The organism is Priestia sp. JNUCC 25, assembly GCF_053667915.1.
The window spans coordinates 306,727-324,482 of record NZ_CM132211.1; the positions used below are offsets into that span (position 1 = coordinate 306,727).

A 17,756-nucleotide genomic window follows, 5' to 3' on the forward strand; every position below is an offset into this window, starting at 1 on the left:
TTGGGAAATTTTTAATGTATTTAATACTTGTTTTTTAAAATTAAATTGTGTACAATTAAATTACAGAGACGATAAATAAAAAACTTTTAATAAAATTAACGAAAAAGAGGAGAGGTTTATACATGAAAGCTTTATATGAAACAACAGTCGTTAACACAGGTGGAAGAACAGGAGAAGTTCACTCTTTAGATAACATCTTTAACTTAGACGTTGCAACACCTCCAGCGCTTGGTGGAGAAGCAACAACAGCAACAAACCCAGAGCAGCTGTTTGCAGCTGGATACAGTGCTTGTTTCAACAGCGCGTTAGAATTTATGTTGAAAAAACATAACGTAGAAATCAAAAGCAGTGAAGTAAAAGCTACTGTTCAGCTGCTTCCTGATAAAGCTGATCAAGGAGTGAAAATTGGAGTAGCGCTTGAAGCTCATATCGAAGGCTTAGATTTAGAAACAGCGAAAAAATATGTAGACCTAGCTCACTCATACTGCCCGTATTCAAAAGCAATCAGCGGTAACGTAGACGTAACGGTAGAAGTAGTTTAATTGCTTTAAAAAGCCCTGCTAAGCATGTAAAGCTTAGCAGGGCTTTTTTATTTGAATTTTCTCTATTCATTTGTAAGAGGTACTAGTATAATGAGGAAGAAAATGAATTATTCGCACAGTTTAGGTGCTCTTACATAGCGTAAGAGGTAACAGGGAATCGAGTGCAAATCTCGAGCGGTCCAGCCACTGTAAGCAGGGAGTTTTCTATCTTATCGTCACTCAAAACGGGGAAGGCGGTAGAAAATGATGATCTCAAGCCAGGAGACCTACCTATTCTGTACACTTGACTCTTCTAGGAAAGAGGCGGTGTATCAAGGTACGCAGTGAGCAATTGCTGTTTATTTTCATATGCCGACACAGCCTCAATTTCTATAGAATTGAGGCTTTTTTACGTTTTATTTTTAAAAAAAGGAGTGTAGGAAATGGAAGGTTTATCAGTTTTTTTACTTGTCTTTTTATTAGGAATCAGGCACGGATTGGATGCAGATCACTTAGCTTTTATTGATGGCCAGACTCGATATAATTGGCGAATGGGCAGCCGTTTTGCCCCTTGGGTCGGAACGCTGTTTTCACTAGGTCACGGAGGAATGGTGGCCGTCACGGCCGGAGTGCTGGGCGTGGTGATGAAGAATTTTACGTTTCCATCGTATTTCGATCATTTTGCATCTTGGGTATCCATTATCTCTCTCTTTCTAATCGGGACATTAAACACATATCATTTGCTTCGAACCAAAAATAAAGAGGAAGAGTTTCAGCTGAGCGGGTTAAAAGGAAAGTTTATTCCGAAAATCGCAAAAGGAACAACGAATCCTTTTTTAATTATTCTTGTAGGAGCATTGTTCGCTTTAGCAGCCGAAACGGTCAGTCAAACGGCCGTGTGGTCTCTAGCTGTAGGGAACGCAGGCAAGTATACGCCGCTTTTGTTAGGACTAGTGTTTATGTTTGGTATGATGCTTACAGATACAATCGATTCGATGATTGTACATAAAATGGTGAATGAATCGAGTAAATTTGGACAATCTGCTTCCCGCTTGATGGGCTGGGTTATTGTTGTCCTCGCGTATGGTGTGTCATTCTATTTAGCATTCACTTTCTTTAACCCATGGGCCGAAGTAAACTTTGAAATGGTTGGCGTTATTCTGTTTATTTTTTTAGTGTCTATGTTTGTTTTTGTGAGTGTGAAGTCAAAAGGGAAAAATATTAAAATAAATGTCAATTAGTCAAACGAAAGCTTTAATCTGTTGAAGATTGAAGCTTTTTTGTATGAATTTGTTGAAGTTTATGGCTATTTTCGGTCGGTTATGAATAAGTTAAAGTATTATCTGTATTTAAAGGATGGAAAATTGTCTGAAAACCATTATAATTAAGGATAATTTAAGGTCGTTATGTGAAACGTAGAACATAGTTATACGTACGATAAATAAAAGCATTTAATGCAAGCAGCAGGGGTTGTTTGGAGGAGGAATTGATTTGAGTCAGGTAATGGTAGAACAAAGCGTGTTTAGTTATTTAAAAGAACACGAACAAGAGATGCTTGAAGATTTAGTTGGATTTGTGAAAAAAGAATCACCGTCCTACAGTAAAGAGTTAGTAGATCAGTGTGGAATGTATTTAACGCAGCTGTTTCATAAACGGTTGGGGGTAGGATACGAAATCATAGAAGAAAAAGAAGTAGGAAACCATTTGAAATTTACGATTGGAGAAGGAGCAAAGCAGCTTTTAATTATCGGTCACTTTGACACGGTATGGGAAAAGGGAAGGCTGAGTCTAAGAACAGAGGGAAACAAGCTGTACGGTCCGGGAATTTTAGACATGAAAGGCGGCATTGTGCAATCTATATGGGCGATTAAAGCGATTCAAGAGCTTGGCTTATCGCTCGATAAAAAAATTGTGTTTTTCTGCAATTCGGATGAAGAGATTGGGTCAATTTCTTCTAAAAAATACATTGAAGAAGAAGCACAAAGGAGTGAAGCAGTGCTAGTAGCGGAACCGGCGGTGGCGGGTTCAGGCGCGTTAAAAACGTCGCGCAAAGGAGCGGGAATTTTCACCGTAAAAGCATGGGGACGAGCAGCACACGCGGGTAATCACCACAAAGAAGGAATCAATGCGATTGAAGAGCTGGCGCGCCAAGTGATTTTCTTGCAGGGCTTAACAGATTATGAAAAAGGTACAACGGTGAACGTTGGGACATTTACGGGAGGCAGCGGTACAAATGTAGTGCCGGAATATGCAGAAGCGCACGTGGATTTACGTGTTTCTACAGAAGAAGAAGCAAAACGCATGACGGATATTATTTTGAATTTAACACCCATTTTAAAAGGGATTAAGCTCGAAGTAACGGGAGGAATGAATCGTCCTCCGATGGTCAAGTCTAAACAAACGGAAGAGCTATTTGAATGTGCTCAATCAATCGCGGCCAAACTGGGTATGAAATTGGAAGAAGCAGCTGTGGGCGGCGGAAGTGATGGCAATTTTACAGCGGCCATTGGTGTTCCCACGTTGGATGGATTAGGAGCATGCGGAAAAGGAATACATGCGGAATATGAACATATTCAAATTGATACGTTGTCCGAGCGTTCTTCTTTATTTGCCAATTTGCTGCTGCAAATATAAAAAAAGCCCGCCTTAAACGGCGGGGACTAATCTGAAAGCTTATATTGGGAGAGTATAAGCTTTCTTTTTTTATTTACTGCTTTCTTCTTGAAGAGAAAAGGCAGTTTCTTTCTTTTTGAATACCACTGCATCAAGAGCAAGGAACTGGCTTCCTGCAAGAAATAAGTGAGCAGACATGGCAATTAAGGCAATATCAAACTCAAACCCGCCAACAAATCCGCTTTTAAGCTTGGCTGTAAAAATGGCGCCAAGCATAACTGCCACAAATAAAGCAGATACAACTCTTGTTGCTAGGCCAAGAATAATAAGAACCCCACCTACAAGTTCAATGGTTGCAACAATATATGCCATGAAACCAGGGATTCCTAAGCTATCGAAGAACCCTACTGTATTTTCAATCCCGCCTTGCCATTTTTGAAAGCCGTGTACTAAAAATGTAAAACCTAATACTAAACGAATAATAAGTGAACCAATTTCGACGTTTTTATTCACTTTACTTCCTCCTTTAAGTGTATTTGAAAAACACTACATTATGTAGTGTAAAAGCCCGAAAAAAGAAATGTAGTGATTAAATCAGAAACTCTTTCTTATTTGGATAATTTTACAACATTATGAACATCACACTACACATTGTAGTGTGATGTTTGTCCCCAGTCAAGTGAAAATATAAAATTAGACCATTTGGCATACAAAAATTTTCTGAAGAGCACTTGAAAAATCCTTTAATTATGTACAAGTTAGTCCCTTATTTTCAATCTTATTCTCCAACATGCTATACTGATGGCGGAGGTGTTACGATGCGTTTAGAAAATAAAAGAGTTATTGCGCTTGTTAGTGCAGACTTTGAAGATCTAGAACTATGGTATCCAGTGATGCGTCTTCGAGAAGAAGGAGCAGAAGTACATTTAGTTGGAGAAAAAGCAAACGAAACGTACATGGGGAAATACGGTGTTCCAGCCGTATCGGACTACGCTTTTAAAGATGTTGATCCAGCTGAATATGACGCTATTTTAGTACCTGGAGGCTGGGCGCCGGATAAACTGCGCCGCTACCCTGAAGTAATTGAAATGGTTCGTTATATGGATGAACAGCAAAAGCCAATCGGCCAAATCTGCCATGCAGGATGGGTATTAATCTCTGCAAAAATCTTAGATGGCCGAAACGTAACAAGTACGCCAGGAATCAAAGATGATATGGAAAATGCGGGAGCTATTTGGCATGATGAAGCAGTCGTAATCGACGGTCACATCATCTCAAGCCGCCGCCCGCCAGACCTTCCTCCTTATGCAAAAGCATTTGCTGATGTACTAGCAGAGCAATAAGAAAAAGCCGAAACCAGTGTGGTTTCGGCTTTTTTGTAAGATCCGCTAAAAAAGAAATGATAAAGTAAATAAAAAACCATCATTAAAAAAGCGAGCAGATGCATCTGCTCGCTTTTGTTCGTGTTTCTTATCAGTAACTTGCTTTTGCAAGTGTAAAAACAAAATGATTACTTTCTTTATAAAATCCATGATTACGGTTTTTGTATGTTTCGTTGTTGTTAGGGCACAATTAGCATTGATTGTGCTTGCATGGATTTCATCCATTGCCGCGGTTTGTTTTTCCACATGATCGATTAACCTAAACGACGCAAGCCCTACCTCTCTTGCATCCTTACGGCTCCGAAGCCGATCCAGTGTGAATAAGTTTTGTTCAAAGACATGTGTCGAATGCCAGTATTTTTACCTTGCATTGTACGATACATCCTTTCAAGTTACTTTCACTATGTCCAGCTCTTAAAGAAAAGCCAGAAGTCTAAATATAACACCTCAGTTGATCTATGTCAAATAGAAAATATGATTTTTTCACGTGAAACAATTGCAGCTAAAACATAGTTAAGTAAAGGGATATCCTTTTTATATAGAAGAGTTTTTTGATACGATAAGCTAGAGGAATCCTAGAGGAGGATTAAATATGAATAAAAATGAACAGTTTCGAAATGACGTATTGAGCAGTGTAGAATCATTAACATATGAACAATTAAATCAACAGCCAGCATCTAATACATGGAGCGTTATGCAAGTATTAGAACATTTATATTTGATGGAGCGCATGATTGTTTCACGTGTAAAGGATCAGTTAGAAAACGGTGTGGATCAGCCGACGGAAGATAAGCCGTTTCATTTAGCGGTAGACCGTTCACGGAAGGTAGATGCACCGGCTCAAGTTACGCCTTCTAATGAAAAGCAGACATTAGAAGAAATGAAGAGTAAGCTGGCAGAATCAAGAGCGGCTTTAATAGAGCTAGAAGAAACAGCAAGTGAAGACAAGCTAAAGCAAAAATCATTTCCACACCCTGTGTTTGGGTTAATGGATTTAAAGCAGTGGATTGATTTTATTGGCTATCATGAAAAGCGTCATCAAGAACAAATAGAAGAAATCAAAGCAGTAATTGGTGCATAAAAAAACAGGCAGTCCGCCTGTTTTTTTATTTTTGGACCAAAATAGGATAGTCCGACATCATCCAAATACCAACACTGTATGTTTGGGGATTATGGTTCCCTACGGTAGAGCCTGTTTGAATCGTAAACGAGAGTTGCAGAGGATCCTGATCGTAATAAATTGTTTGCTTGGTGGAAGGGGAATAAAGGCGCTTCGGCGGGATTTTAGGAACCGTATCCGTCGTGTTAACAAAACAGCGGCTATTTGAAACAAGATTTGTGTATGTTTGAACGAATTGAGGGTCACCTACTCGAGGAGCTCCGTAGTTGTACATTGTAACTTCTGGAAAAGATGCGTTTGTGGCGACATCTAAGGCATGAAGAACAGCGAGTGCGCCACCTAGGCTATGCCCCGTTATATAAAGTGGCTTGGGGGCAAGGGACTGATACGTTTCAAAAATTTCATCACGGCATGATTCGTAAACGGCTAAAAAACCTTCGTGGACGAGACCGGCTTGTTGATTGTATGGATAAGGGCGCTGCCTAATGCGAGCATCAGCAATCCAGTCTGCCTCAGATTGAGTTCCTCGAAAGGCAATTACGATAGAGTCATCAGATTCTAAAATAAAACCAAACCATTCTTGCACCCCTACGGCAGAAGCTTTAAACGATTTAATAAGCCGGTAGCCTTCAGGTACATCAAATGTGCCTCCCTGTGCGTATTGCTTATAAGCTAAGACGCACGCATAAAGAAGGTCTAGAGCTAAAGGACGATAAAATAAAGGCTCTATTCTCATCATTGTTTTTCACACCTTCTAATAGAAAATAACTCCTACAGCCTATGTGTTCCTGATAAGAAAGGTGCAGATATCTCTCTTTTGAAGGCGATAATTACGGAATGTAAACGGTTTATCGTTGGATGTTTTTGAGGATTTTATAAGTTTTTTTGTGTATTTTAACTAAAAATGAGTTTTAATTTAGAGTTTTATTGTTAAAATTTATAATTTAACTTATAATTTAAAATAGTCTGAATAGAAAATAAGGGGGTTATCGTTTGGAGCAATTTGTAACGAGTTTGAATAATGTGCTATGGAGCACACCTGTTATTTATGGGTGTCTTGCGATCGGCCTGTTTTTCTCAATTTTAACGAGGTTTTTGCAGGTAAGACACTTAAAAGACATGGTTATGCTGATGTTTCAGGGTAAAAGCTCAGAAGCAGGAGTTTCTTCCTTCCAAGCCCTGTCTTTAGCGCTGTCGGGACGAGTCGGAACAGGAAACATTGCTGGAGTTGCAACAGCTATCGCTTTTGGAGGTCCAGGAGCTGTATTTTGGATGTGGGCAGTTGCTTTTATTGGTGCTTCTAGTGCATTCATCGAATCAACACTTGCTCAAATTTATAAAGTTAAACAAGATGGCCAATATCGAGGTGGTCCAGCGTACTACATTGAAAAAGGAACAGGTATGAAATGGTATGGCATTTTATTTGCTATTGCAGCACTTGTTGCAATGAGTATCTTAATGCCGGGCGTTCAGTCTAACTCCATCGCGCTTGGCATCGACAACGCATTTGGCGTTAGTCCAACGGTTACAGCAGTAGGATTAGTTATTATTCTTGCTTTTATTATCTTTGGAGGCGTTAAGCGTATTGCAGGAGTGGCCCAATTCGTTGTACCTTTTATGGCACTTGGGTATATTATTTTAGCTCTTATTATTATTGCCATGAACATTTCCGAGTTGCCGGGAGTTATCGCTCTTATTTTTAAAAGTGCTTTTGCATTAGATTCTGCTTTTGGAGGAATCGTTGGTTTAGCTGTTTCTTGGGGAGTTAAGCGCGGTATTTATTCAAACGAAGCAGGGCAAGGAACAGGTGCACACGCAGCAGCTGCAGCAGAAGTTTCACACCCAGTGAAACAAGGTCTTGTACAAGCTTTTTCGGTTTATATTGATACACTGTTCGTTTGTTCAGCGACAGCGTTTATGATTTTATTTACAGGCATGTACAATACGGAAGGACCAGGCGGTTCATTTATTATTTCAAATCTACCGGGTGTAGAAGCAGGACCTGGATTTACACAAGCTGCTATTGAAACAGTGTTGCCGGGGTTCGGAGCTGGCTTCGTGGCAGTTGCCCTATTCTTTTTCGCGTTTACAACGATCATGGCTTATTATTACATTGCTGAAACAAATATTGCTTACCTAACTCGCGGAAAGAACGGAAAGTGGGCTATGTTTGCATTAAAGCTTGTCCTTCTAGGAGCTACGTTCTACGGCTCAGTTAAACAAGCATCACTAGCTTGGGCGTTAGGAGATGTCGGGCTTGGTATCATGGTATGGCTAAATTTAATTGCTATCTTAATTTTAGCTAAGCCTGCGTTAGTTGCATTAAAAGACTATGAAGCTCAGAAAAAACAAGGGGTAGACCCTGTATTTGATCCTGTTAAGCTGGGAATTAAAAATGCAGACTACTGGGAGAAAGAATATAAGAAAGATGAGTCACAAGTTTCGTAAACAAGAAAATCCTCACATATGTGAGGATTTTTTTATGAAGAAAGTGAGACAGATGAGTTATTTAAGTTATATCGATCCTTCAAACAATGAATACGGTGTAGTTCTTCAAGCAGATGGTGAATTGCAAGCAGTTCGTAAAGCATTGTTGTTTCTGTTGAAAAAGGGTGATCCCCTCTGTTTTCCTCCTGCTTATGTGCCCAAAACCTTTGTTTTAAAGTCAAAACAAGCGTTTGATGCTGCAAAGAGCTTTTATATTGTTCATTTTGTAAGACATTATGAAAGGAAGTGAATGTATCCCATATTACTTGATGTCTTGCACTTTGCAGCTGATGAGCAGGCAAGTAAATTAAATTACCAATATGGTAGACAAGCTGCCTCATAAGAGAAAGTTTCTTATATTCATAGTGGAATTTTCTCATAGCTGTACGAGTGAAATGATGAAACTTCCATTCTTTTCGCTGATACTCACAAAGCGTCTCAATTTTTTCAATTTCAGCGGAAAGCTGCTGAAATTGAAGCTTTGTTTGTTTATGACAAGCATGTACTTGGGAAAGTTCGCTTCCTCTTTGCTGTAAAACGCTGCTCATTTGTTTTGAGAGATTTTGAATTTTCCTCGTAATAATCGGTGTATAATTAGGAGGAAGAACGATGATATTCACAAGTGAAGAAGTAAGCAGCCCAATACTGGTGGTCGCTAACCGAATTAAAAACGAGATGAAATAATGATCGTGCACAATCGTCAGCATAGCCACCCCTGTTAGCGTGGCAACGAGTGTTCCTGCATGCAAACGCAATTTAGAACAGGATATAATAGTAGAAACAGCAACAAGCATATAGGTAAGCGGCGTCACTCCTAATAGAAATGTGTAAAGCATGGCAAAAGCAGCTCCGATTGCTGAAGCAGGAAAGCGGATGAAAGCTTTTTTAATAGAATCGGCAGCTGTTGGTTCAATCGTAACAATAGCTGTAATAACAGCGAGCATATACGGCCAGCCAATGGACTGGCAAATGAGCGCAGTTAAAAAAACGGCAATGCCTGTTTTAATAATACGACCGCCTAAAAAATTGAATTTTTTTATGTTAATCATTATGCATACCTTCTTTAAAACAGTTAGTAATTTAATTATAAGGCATATTAAGGTGATAGGAAAACCCGTCTTAAAAACTAGCTTTTAAAAAACGAATAAATATACTATAATTTGTTTAAATATTTAAAAGAGGAGTACAACTAATGAAACAATTAATAAATGAAACAATTAATAACTTACAGGAGACATTTTATGAGGTAAGCAAATATATTGGGCAAAATCCTGAGCTTGGTCACGAAGAATTCAAAGCGTGCAAAGCATTAACGGATGTTTTAAAAGAACAAGGGTTCACAGTTGAAATTGGTACATGTGACTTGCCAACGGCTTTTACTGCTGTTTATGACAGTCAAAAGCCAGGTCCGTCGATTGGGTTTATGGCTGAGTACGATGCTTTGCCGGATCTCGGCCATGCATGCGGACATAACTTAATTGGAACCATGTCGATTGCAGCTGGTATTGGTCTTAGTAAAGCAGTTGCAGAAACAGGCGGTAAAGTATACGTATATGGAACGCCTGCAGAGGAAACACGAGGCGGCAAAGTAACGATGGCCGAGCAAGGCATTTTTAATCATTTAGACGTAGCTATGATGGTACATCCTTATTACTGCCACCAAAAAAGCGGACGTTCTCTTGCGATGGATGCAATTCAGTTTGAGTTCTTCGGAAAATCCGCGCACGCAGCTGCTGCTCCTCATGAAGGAATCAACGCGTTAGACGGCGTATTACAAACGTTCAACAGCATTAATGCGCTTCGCCAGCACGTGAAGCCGGATGTACGCATTCATGGAGTGATTACAGAGGGAGGCAAGGCGGCCAACGTTGTACCGGATTATGCAGTAGCACAATTTTATGTCCGCGCTTCAACTCGTGCATATGTAGATGAAGTGACAGAGAAGGTGAAGGCATGTGCAAACGGCGCTGCTCTAGCCACGGGAACAAAATTAAAAATCTCAAACTATGAGTTTTCTTATGATGATATGCAAACGAATCAAACATTATCCGATGTCTATACAAATAATCTCATCTCATTAGGCGTGAGCGAACAAAGCATTACGGAAGACCAAGGCGATCATGGATCTTTAGATATGGGGAATGTAAGTCAGGTTGTTCCGGCTATTCATCCGTATATTCAAATTTGTGATGATTATTTTGTTTGTCATACGCACGAATTTAGAGAAGCAGCTTTAAGTGAGCAAGGAAGAGAAGCAATGATACTTGGGGCACAAACAATGGCATTAACAGGGTATGACGTATTAACAAATCAAACGCTGCTCCAAAAAATCAAAGAAGAATTTAATGCTACAAAGTAAGAGATAATGATAAAACCATACTAAATAATACGCTTGCGATTGCAAGCGTATTATTTAGTATGAGAAGCGGGACTGAATGGTTTGGAAAATTTGACCGTGGCGCTGTTCATCGCTCGCAGCTCGAACAATGCGGCTTTGAATTCGAGCATTTGTGATTCTTCTAGCGATTGATTGATAAAATGGAACGGTTTCTACTTCATCTTTAATGGATTCAGAGACCCCTTCTTGAAAAGTATTTGGCAGTTTTATGTTTAATGAAATCTGTGGGTAGCTGCCTGATAAATCATAATAGGCTTTAGAAAACCAGTCAAAGTGTTTAATTTCATCCTGCCGAATACCTAATATAGCTTGTTGAAACTGATTATTAGGAGCCAGTTCTGCTAAGCGTGTATAGTAGTGAATAGCGGAAAACTCATCGCTTACAGCTTTGTTTATATCTCTTAGAAGCTGTTCGTCTAGTCTTGTATCATCTTCCCAATATTCTTCATGCCGGGAGTAAAATTCATACATATGGATATACCTCCTCACCGTTTTGTTCTCTTGTCGTCACCATCATCGTATGTATAGACGAGAAAAGGCGTACATTAAAAGAAAAAAGTTTAACAAAATGGTAAAAAGGGTATGTGCAGAGAATAGTATCAAAAAAGACAGAGGTTATCTTATGATTAAAATTGTAGCTAAAACCAAAGAAGGAGCTATTAAAGAAATAGAAATGAATGAGATTCGTTCAAGCCATGACTTTCAATGGTATTGGGTTGATTTTTACAATCCCACCGAGGAAGAAAAAAAGAAGCTTGAACAATTTAATTTTCATCCTTTAGCAGTTGAGGACTGTTTAAATCAAGGTCAGCGCGCTAAATTTGAGCTGTATGATGAGCATTATTTTTTAGTCTATTATGCCCTTCATAAAGAAGAGCTTGAGCACTTAGAAGTATCTGCGTTTGTAGGGGATAACTTTTTAGTCACTTACCATATGGATAAGCTAACGAGCGTGGCTAGGGTGTGGGAGCTTATCAAAAAAGACCCTGAGGCTACCGAAGATGGAACATGGGATATCATGTATGAACTCTTAGATCATACCGTTGACGAATACTTCCCTGTGCTTTATAAATTTGAAGATCACATAGACGACATTGAAGACAATGCAAAAGACGAACCTATGGATGAATTAATGAGGCAGCTTTATGACATCCGAAGTGATTTGTCACGAATGCGCCGCATTTTAAACCCCATGAGAGATTTAATGTATCGTATTATGTCAACTAATGCGTTAAAAGCAAAAGAGCAGGTTCGCTATTTTAATGATATTTATGACCACTTATTAAATATGATTGAAATTATGCAAGCGAGCAGGGATTTGTCAAATGATATTCGAGAAAGCTTTATGTCCATTAACTCGGATCGTATGAATTCAATCATGTTTACGCTAACGCTTATGTCAGCTATTTTCTTACCGTTGACGTTTATTGCTGGTCTCTATGGCATGAACTTTTCATATATGCCGGAACTGAAGGGGAAATATAATTATTTTATTGTACTTGGCATTATGATTGGGCTTGTAGGCGTAATGGTCTTTGCCTTTTATAAAATGGGATGGTTCAAATATCGAAAAGGACCTAAACTATAAAGTAGATTGTTAACCTTCCTGTATAAATGTTAATCAACTCAGTAAAACTGAAATTAAATAAGCGAAGATCTTATCTGACTCTAGATAAGATCTTTTTCTTGTGCTATAAACAAGAAAAGCAGGGAAGCGAGGAAAGAATGTGAAACACGGAAGAATGGGGCTGCGAAGCATCACGGTGCTGCTTGTATGCATGGTGGTGATTCTATCGCTATTGTTAACGGATTTATTAGTTAGCAGTTCAATTGGAAAAAATATTCGAGATCAACAGGCTGAAAAAGCTCGGACTATTGCTACGATTATTTCAGAATCAACGAACGTGAAAGAAGGACTAGAAACAAAAACACCTCAGTCAATTCAAGAATTCACTAAACGAATTCGTAAAAAATCAAGCGTCTTGTTTATCGTTGTTATGGATATGAATGGAATTCGGCAATCTCACCCAGATCCTAAAAAGATAGGAAAGAGGTTTGCCGGAGGCGATGAGCAAAAATCATTGCACGGAAAATCTTATGTATCTGTATCAAAAGGAACGCTCGATAAATCTCTGCGCGCTTTTGCACCTATTTATAATGAAAAAAATCAACAAATTGGCGCAGTAGCTGTGGGGATTTCTTTGAATAATGTAAATGAAGCAATTAGAGATGGGCATCGCCGAATTGTTTTAGGTTCATTAATTGGTTTACTTGTAGGCGTTCTTGGTGCTATTTTATTAGCGAATTACATAAAGAAAATTTTATTTGGCTTGGAACCTTCTGAAATTGCTAAAATTCTAGAAGAGAGAAGCATCATGCTGCAGTCGGTTCGTGAAGGAGTGATAGCTGTTGATAAAGAAGGTAATATTACACTTGCTAATCGTTCTGCACGCCGCTTATTTGTTAAAGCAGGGTTAGCACCAGAGCCAATCGGTTTGTCTATTCGAGAATATATGCCCACCTCCAGGTTGGACGACGTTTTGTCTACGGGGGAATCTCATTACGATGAAGAGCAAGTCATAAATGGAGTAGCCATTGTGGTTAATAGGGTTCCGCTAGTAGTAAACGAAGAGATTGTAGGGGCACTTTCTACGTTTCGGGATAAAACAGAAGTTAATATCTTAGCAGAACAGCTAACAGGTGTTAAAATGTATGTGGAAGCGCTTCGAGCACAATCGCATGAATTTATGAATAAACTTCATGTGATTTTAGGAATGGTGCAGATGAATTATTATGATGAGCTAAAAACGTATATTCATCAGCTTGTTAATCACCGTGTCGATGAATCTAGTTCAGTGACTAAATCTATTAAAGATCATGCGTTGGCAGGGTTTCTCATGGGCAAAATGAGTTATGCTAGAGAGGAAAGCGTAGAACTGACGTTTTCCGCTGATGAAGTTATTCCAGAACCTTCAGATCCACAAGTTACTCATCATCTCATTACCATTATTGGGAATTTAATTGATAATGCAATTGATTCAGTTTGTCATCAAGCCTCTAAAAAAGTGTCCGTTATGCTTGTGTATAAAAACAATAAACTTACGATTCAAGTCACGGATACAGGCTGCGGCATTCCTTCCGATACAATGAATCAGATTTTCAAGAAAGGCTTTTCTACAAAAGGCACGAGCAGAGGGTTTGGGCTGCATTTAGTGAAGCAAACGATTGATGAACTAGGTGGCCAAATCGTCATTGACTCATTTATAAATAGCGGTACCACATTCTATATTGATATTCCGTACGAAACAAGGAGAGATCAAGTTGATTAAAGTATTAATTGTTGAAGACGACCCAATGGTTGCTCAGTTTAATCAAAAGTACATTGAAGAGATAGAGGGGTTTACAGTGGTCGCTGTTGCTCATTCGGGTCATGAAGCCTTGGTGAAGGTAAATGAATATCAAGTTGATTTAGTGCTGCTTGATGTCTTTATGCCTGGACAAAATGGTTTGAAAGTTTTACAAGAGATTCGAACAAAACAAGAGGAAATAGATGTCATTTTTATCACCGCTGCTTCGGATGCCCAAACGATTCAGCAAGCTCTACGCTACGGAGCGATTGATTATTTGATTAAGCCTTTTACATTTGAACGCTTTTATCAAGCACTTTCGGCTTACAAACAAACATTTCGTACGTTAAAACAGCAACCTCAGCTTAATCAACAGGAATTAGACGGGCTGCTGTCTAATAAAAAAATAAAAGAAGCTCCGGTAGAGCCGTTGCCTAAGGGTTTAACGACAGGAACATTAGAAGTTATCGTAGAAGCCATTGAGCATCTTAAAGATCACCCTTTTTCGACTGATGATGTAGCTGAAAAAACGGGAATTTCAAGAGTGTCTATTCGGAAATATTTAAAATTTCTAACAGATATAGGTCTTCTTGGAGAAAGAATGACTTACGGCACAATAGGACGACCTGTGTATGCGTACTTATACAATGAACAAAACCGTCACTTGCTGCATCACTACCTCGTTGACTTTGAAAAATAAAGAGATTGACCTGGCAGAGACGTCCGGTGCTATTTTGTCAGTGTGATAATATTTTACTGTAGAGTGCGGGTGAGTTAAGTGGTATGGTTGATAATAACAAAGGAAAAAACAAGTCGTTTGACTGAAAAAGAGGTGGTTTCTTGATTGAAAGCATAGAACGCTTGACTGAATTACTGTTATCAGGGAATCAAGATGAAGCTTGGAATATTGTGTGGAAAAAAAGACAGCAGGGTTTCGATACATTTTATATTTTTCAGCAATTCATTTCAGTGTCAATGGCTCAAATCGGTATGATGTGGGAAGAAGATGAAATTTCAGTGGCTGATGAACATTTAGCTACTACTACCTGTGACTATGTTTTGTCACGCTATCAATTGTGTATAAGACAAGAAGTTATTAAAGATGAAAAAAAAGGTCTGTTTTTGTGCATAGAAAATGAACAGCATTTTTTAGGTTTAAAAATGATTTCCATTCTCTTTGAAGAGCACGGATGGCAGACGAAACTTTTAGGAGCAGATTCTCCGCTTTTACATGCAACGCACGCTGTTGAACAATGGAAACCTGATTTAGTAGGAATCTCGTTCAGTTTAACTCATCATATAGAAAAAGCAAGCGAATATATAGAAGGATTACAAAAGACAAAACATCAGCCGCTTATTTTAGTTGGAGGCCGAGTAGTTTCAAACTATAAGTTTCCTCTTGTTCAAACAAATCAAGTTCGATTTATTGCACAGTTAGAGGAGTTGAAAGAGTTTTTTCATTATCAATCAATTAGGGGGATTAAGGTTGTCGACTATTAAATATGCTCCGCTTCCTGTTTTTATTATGGATGAGGAAATGAATATTCTAGCGCAATCTGATGAAGCAGCCGCTTTATTCGGAGAGGTTCAACATTTTTTAGAAATTGTTGACGAAGATAGTCAGAACAAAGCTAGAAAACGATTAGGGCAGAAGAAAAAAATAAAAACAGAATTAGTCATGCATTCGCGCAAAGCTAAAATGTCTCTTTATACCGTGAATTGCAAATGGGAGCAAGATAAGGCACATGTAATATGTGTAGAGGAAGATTCTCAAATTAGAATTCTTTCAGAGAAAATCGAACAACATACAGCGCGTTTATCTGAAACAGACTTAGAACTGCTGCTGCAAAAAGAACGATTAGAAAAAGCAATGAACCGAGTTATAGAACTGTCGGGACCGTTTATTCATTTATCGAACAACATGGTGCTTATACCTCTGTTTGGCGATTTGTTTGAGGAAGTCATCATGAAAAATGAACATCGGCTGCTCAGACAAATAGATGAAGAAACGGTTGATCGAGTTATCATTGACTTTAATGGAATAGGTCAAATTGATGAACGAGGTGTTGCAGCCCTAGAACATTTAATATGGGAATTTCAGCTAATGGGTGTACAGATTTATTTAACAGGTGTGACACCCGATCATAGTCAATGGCTTCACCAGTATCATTTTCAAGCAAATGTAAAATCTATTAGTAACTTAGGTCAGGTCATTCATCAATTTTTTACAACGGCATGAAATGACTACAAAAAGTGAACACTTCATATAAAGACAATAAGACAGGGGATCAATACTGATAAACAGGTGATTAAAATTTGGTGAAACACGCGCGTAAAGTAGCTTTAAGAATTTCAATTATATATATCATTATTGGCGCTGTATGGATCTTGATATCTGATAATATATCTAGAACATTAGCGCAAGGTCGTTTTGAAGTATATATTTTTTTTCAACAATACAAAGGTTGGTTTTTTATTTTAGCTACGGGGATTATTTTGTATGGGTTGGTATATAGGAGAGCTTATAAACTAGTGGAGTCCCAGCAAGAGCTCGTAGTAAAAGAACACGAACTTCAAACGAGCAATCAGCACTATCAATCTTTATTCAAACATAATCCCGATGGCGTTTTTGAAATAAGTAAAACGGGTGAAGTTCTTCTTGCTAATCCAGAAGGTGAAGCAATCGTTGGATACTCCAGTGAAGAATTACAAAAGATGAAACCTTCAGCTCTTATCGCAGCTGAAGAGTTTGATATGTGTAAAGAGTATTTTAAAGAAGTGCTGAATGGAAAAGGTGCTAAGTTCGAAATGAATGTGATCAATAGAAAGAGAGAAAGACGGTTGCTTAGGTGTTCTTTGCTTCCCATCATCGTTCATAAGCAGGTAGTAGGTGTATTTATGATTGCACGCGATATTACTACATACCGTCAAGATGAAGAGCTTATGATAACCTCGGAAAAAATGTCGGTTATTGGACAAATGGCAGGTGCCGTCGCACATGAAATTAGAAACCCGCTTACTTCTTTAAAAGGCTTTGTACAGGTTATGCAAGCCTCTAAGGAAACAAATGACACATATTTAGATATTATGATGTCTGAAATCGACCGCATCAACTTAATCTCCAGTGAAATGCTCATTCTTGGAAAAAAGCAGCATGTATCTTTTGAAAAGACCAATTTATGCGAGATTTTAAAACAAGTTATTACCCTAATGGAAGCGCAGGCCAATTTAAATAATGTTTCTATTTTATTGAAAGAAACAGCCAAAAGGCCTATTTATGTTTCAGCTGATGCAAATCAGTTGAAACAAGTGTTCATCAATGTGATTAAAAATGGTGTAGAAGCTATTATGGAGAAAGGTCATATTACAATCACAGTTGAAGAAAAAGATACACGAGCATTGATTCACTTTGAAGACAATGGAATCGGAATGAGTCAAGAGAGGATTGAACAAGTAGGAACGCCGTTTTATTCTACAAAAGAAGCTGGCACTGGCTTAGGGCTGGCCGTGTGTTACAAAATCATGGAGCGTCATCAAGGTACCATGCATTTTAAAAGCGGTAAAGGAAAAGGGACAACGGTTACTATTGATATGCCAATTATAGAACGAAACAGCCGCCTCTCGTAGTTCAGAGAGGCGGCTGTTTTCTTGAAAAAGAGGCAGTAAGCAGATGAGCCCTTTGCGTCTGGATCCATATAGGACATAAAACCTCCTTCTTATACAAGTTTTCGTTCATAATAAAGAGGATCATATTGTTTTCTATAGAAGCAATAGTGTATCATAGTTGAAGCTATGTTTATTGATGTAGAAAAGTTAAGGCAACAACCGATTTTTCTACTGACGGATTGACAGGGTCCCTTGGGATAAGGAAGGTTTATTTATAAATGG

The 17,756-nt window shown here is 38.6% G+C and carries 18 protein-coding genes, 1 pseudogene and 1 riboswitch; of the genes and pseudogenes, 13 read left to right on the top strand and 6 right to left on the bottom strand.

What is annotated here, in order from left to right:
- The first annotated feature begins 122 nt into the window (after positions 1-122).
- The 3 genes from JNUCC25_RS01665 (at position 123) to JNUCC25_RS01675 (ending at position 3,155) form a co-directional block, all read left to right on the top strand.
- Positions 123-542: an organic hydroperoxide resistance protein gene (locus tag JNUCC25_RS01665; RefSeq protein ID WP_013055083.1), complete on the top strand. Its 420-nt coding sequence runs from the start codon at positions 123-125 to the stop codon at positions 540-542.
- 105 nt (positions 543-647) lie between these two features.
- Positions 648-830: riboswitch (cobalamin riboswitch) on the top strand.
- Between the two features lie 134 nt (positions 831-964).
- Complete coding sequence (locus JNUCC25_RS01670) at positions 965-1,762, top strand: HoxN/HupN/NixA family nickel/cobalt transporter (RefSeq protein WP_013055084.1); 798 nt, start codon at positions 965-967, stop codon at positions 1,760-1,762.
- A 229-nt stretch (positions 1,763-1,991) separates the two neighbouring features.
- Positions 1,992-3,155: a M20 family metallopeptidase gene (locus tag JNUCC25_RS01675; protein ID WP_064471266.1), complete on the top strand. Its 1,164-nt coding sequence runs from the start codon at positions 1,992-1,994 to the stop codon at positions 3,153-3,155.
- Positions 3,156-3,224: 69 nt separating this feature from the next.
- Here the strand turns inward: JNUCC25_RS01675 and JNUCC25_RS01680 are convergent, their stop codons facing one another.
- Positions 3,225-3,647: a DoxX family protein gene (locus tag JNUCC25_RS01680; RefSeq protein WP_025601701.1), complete on the bottom strand. Its 423-nt coding sequence runs from the start codon at positions 3,645-3,647 to the stop codon at positions 3,225-3,227.
- Between the two features lie 305 nt (positions 3,648-3,952).
- Between JNUCC25_RS01680 and JNUCC25_RS01685 the strand changes: the two genes are divergently transcribed.
- Complete coding sequence (locus JNUCC25_RS01685; RefSeq protein WP_029324624.1) at positions 3,953-4,477, top strand: type 1 glutamine amidotransferase domain-containing protein; 525 nt, start codon at positions 3,953-3,955, stop codon at positions 4,475-4,477.
- Positions 4,478-4,522: 45 nt separating this feature from the next.
- On the opposite strand, the gene JNUCC25_RS01690 is transcribed toward JNUCC25_RS01685, so the two are convergent.
- Complete coding sequence (locus JNUCC25_RS01690; RefSeq protein ID WP_013055088.1) at positions 4,523-4,762, bottom strand: hypothetical protein; 240 nt, start codon at positions 4,760-4,762, stop codon at positions 4,523-4,525.
- A gap of 346 nt (positions 4,763-5,108) precedes the next feature.
- Here JNUCC25_RS01690 and JNUCC25_RS01695 point away from each other — a divergent pair, with 346 nt between their 5' ends.
- The gene (locus tag JNUCC25_RS01695; RefSeq protein WP_029324622.1) at positions 5,109-5,597 is read left to right on the top strand and encodes a DinB family protein; all 489 of its coding nucleotides are present in this window, start codon (positions 5,109-5,111) and stop codon (positions 5,595-5,597) included.
- A gap of 25 nt (positions 5,598-5,622) precedes the next feature.
- Here the strand turns inward: JNUCC25_RS01695 and JNUCC25_RS01700 are convergent, their stop codons facing one another.
- Entirely contained in the window at positions 5,623-6,375 is a 753-nt protein-coding gene (locus JNUCC25_RS01700) for a lipase family protein (protein ID WP_035439339.1), read from the bottom strand.
- Between the two features lie 254 nt (positions 6,376-6,629).
- Here JNUCC25_RS01700 and JNUCC25_RS01705 point away from each other — a divergent pair, with 254 nt between their 5' ends.
- The gene (locus JNUCC25_RS01705) at positions 6,630-8,084 is read left to right on the top strand and encodes an alanine/glycine:cation symporter family protein (protein WP_013055091.1); all 1,455 of its coding nucleotides are present in this window, start codon (positions 6,630-6,632) and stop codon (positions 8,082-8,084) included.
- A gap of 32 nt (positions 8,085-8,116) precedes the next feature.
- Here the strand turns inward: JNUCC25_RS01705 and JNUCC25_RS01710 are convergent, their stop codons facing one another.
- Positions 8,117-9,172 (bottom strand): aromatic acid exporter family protein, encoded by a 1,056-nt coding sequence (locus tag JNUCC25_RS01710; RefSeq protein ID WP_013055092.1) that lies wholly within the window; start codon positions 9,170-9,172, stop codon positions 8,117-8,119.
- 143 nt (positions 9,173-9,315) lie between these two features.
- Between JNUCC25_RS01710 and JNUCC25_RS01715 the strand changes: the two genes are divergently transcribed.
- The gene (locus JNUCC25_RS01715) at positions 9,316-10,482 is read left to right on the top strand and encodes a M20 family metallopeptidase (RefSeq protein ID WP_029324619.1); all 1,167 of its coding nucleotides are present in this window, start codon (positions 9,316-9,318) and stop codon (positions 10,480-10,482) included.
- A gap of 54 nt (positions 10,483-10,536) precedes the next feature.
- On the opposite strand, the gene JNUCC25_RS01720 is transcribed toward JNUCC25_RS01715, so the two are convergent.
- Positions 10,537-10,992: a ferritin-like domain-containing protein gene (locus tag JNUCC25_RS01720; RefSeq protein ID WP_013055094.1), complete on the bottom strand. Its 456-nt coding sequence runs from the start codon at positions 10,990-10,992 to the stop codon at positions 10,537-10,539.
- Between the two features lie 151 nt (positions 10,993-11,143).
- On the opposite strand from JNUCC25_RS01720, the gene corA reads away from it, so the two are divergent.
- The 3 genes and pseudogenes from corA to JNUCC25_RS01735 form a co-directional block, all read left to right on the top strand.
- The gene (gene corA / locus JNUCC25_RS01725) at positions 11,144-12,109 is read left to right on the top strand and encodes a magnesium/cobalt transporter CorA (RefSeq protein ID WP_029324616.1); all 966 of its coding nucleotides are present in this window, start codon (positions 11,144-11,146) and stop codon (positions 12,107-12,109) included.
- A 154-nt stretch (positions 12,110-12,263) separates the two neighbouring features.
- Positions 12,264-13,850, top strand: a complete 1,587-nt coding sequence (dcuS, locus tag JNUCC25_RS01730; RefSeq protein WP_013055096.1) for a DcuS/MalK family sensor histidine kinase — start codon at positions 12,264-12,266, stop codon at positions 13,848-13,850.
- A pseudogene (locus JNUCC25_RS01735) lies at positions 13,843-14,175 on the top strand (response regulator); the annotation flags it as partial. The gene dcuS and the pseudogene JNUCC25_RS01735, both read left to right, overlap by 8 nt.
- Before the next feature lie 241 nt (positions 14,176-14,416).
- Here JNUCC25_RS01735 and JNUCC25_RS01740 read toward each other — a convergent pair.
- Positions 14,417-14,566, bottom strand: coding sequence for a DUF952 domain-containing protein (locus tag JNUCC25_RS01740; protein WP_350494489.1), 150 nt, complete (start codon positions 14,564-14,566; stop codon positions 14,417-14,419).
- 142 nt (positions 14,567-14,708) lie between these two features.
- On the opposite strand from JNUCC25_RS01740, the gene JNUCC25_RS01745 reads away from it, so the two are divergent.
- The 3 genes from JNUCC25_RS01745 (at position 14,709) to JNUCC25_RS01755 (ending at position 17,495) form a co-directional block, all read left to right on the top strand.
- A complete protein-coding gene (locus JNUCC25_RS01745) occupies positions 14,709-15,368 on the top strand; it encodes a cobalamin B12-binding domain-containing protein (protein ID WP_029324612.1) in 660 nt (219 codons plus the stop codon).
- Positions 15,355-16,107 (top strand): STAS domain-containing protein, encoded by a 753-nt coding sequence (locus tag JNUCC25_RS01750; protein WP_013055099.1) that lies wholly within the window; start codon positions 15,355-15,357, stop codon positions 16,105-16,107. The genes JNUCC25_RS01745 and JNUCC25_RS01750 overlap by 14 nt, the downstream gene beginning before the upstream one ends.
- 293 nt (positions 16,108-16,400) lie before the next feature.
- Complete coding sequence (locus JNUCC25_RS01755; RefSeq protein ID WP_231101658.1) at positions 16,401-17,495, top strand: ATP-binding protein; 1,095 nt, start codon at positions 16,401-16,403, stop codon at positions 17,493-17,495.
- The last annotated feature ends 261 nt before the right edge of the window (positions 17,496-17,756 follow it).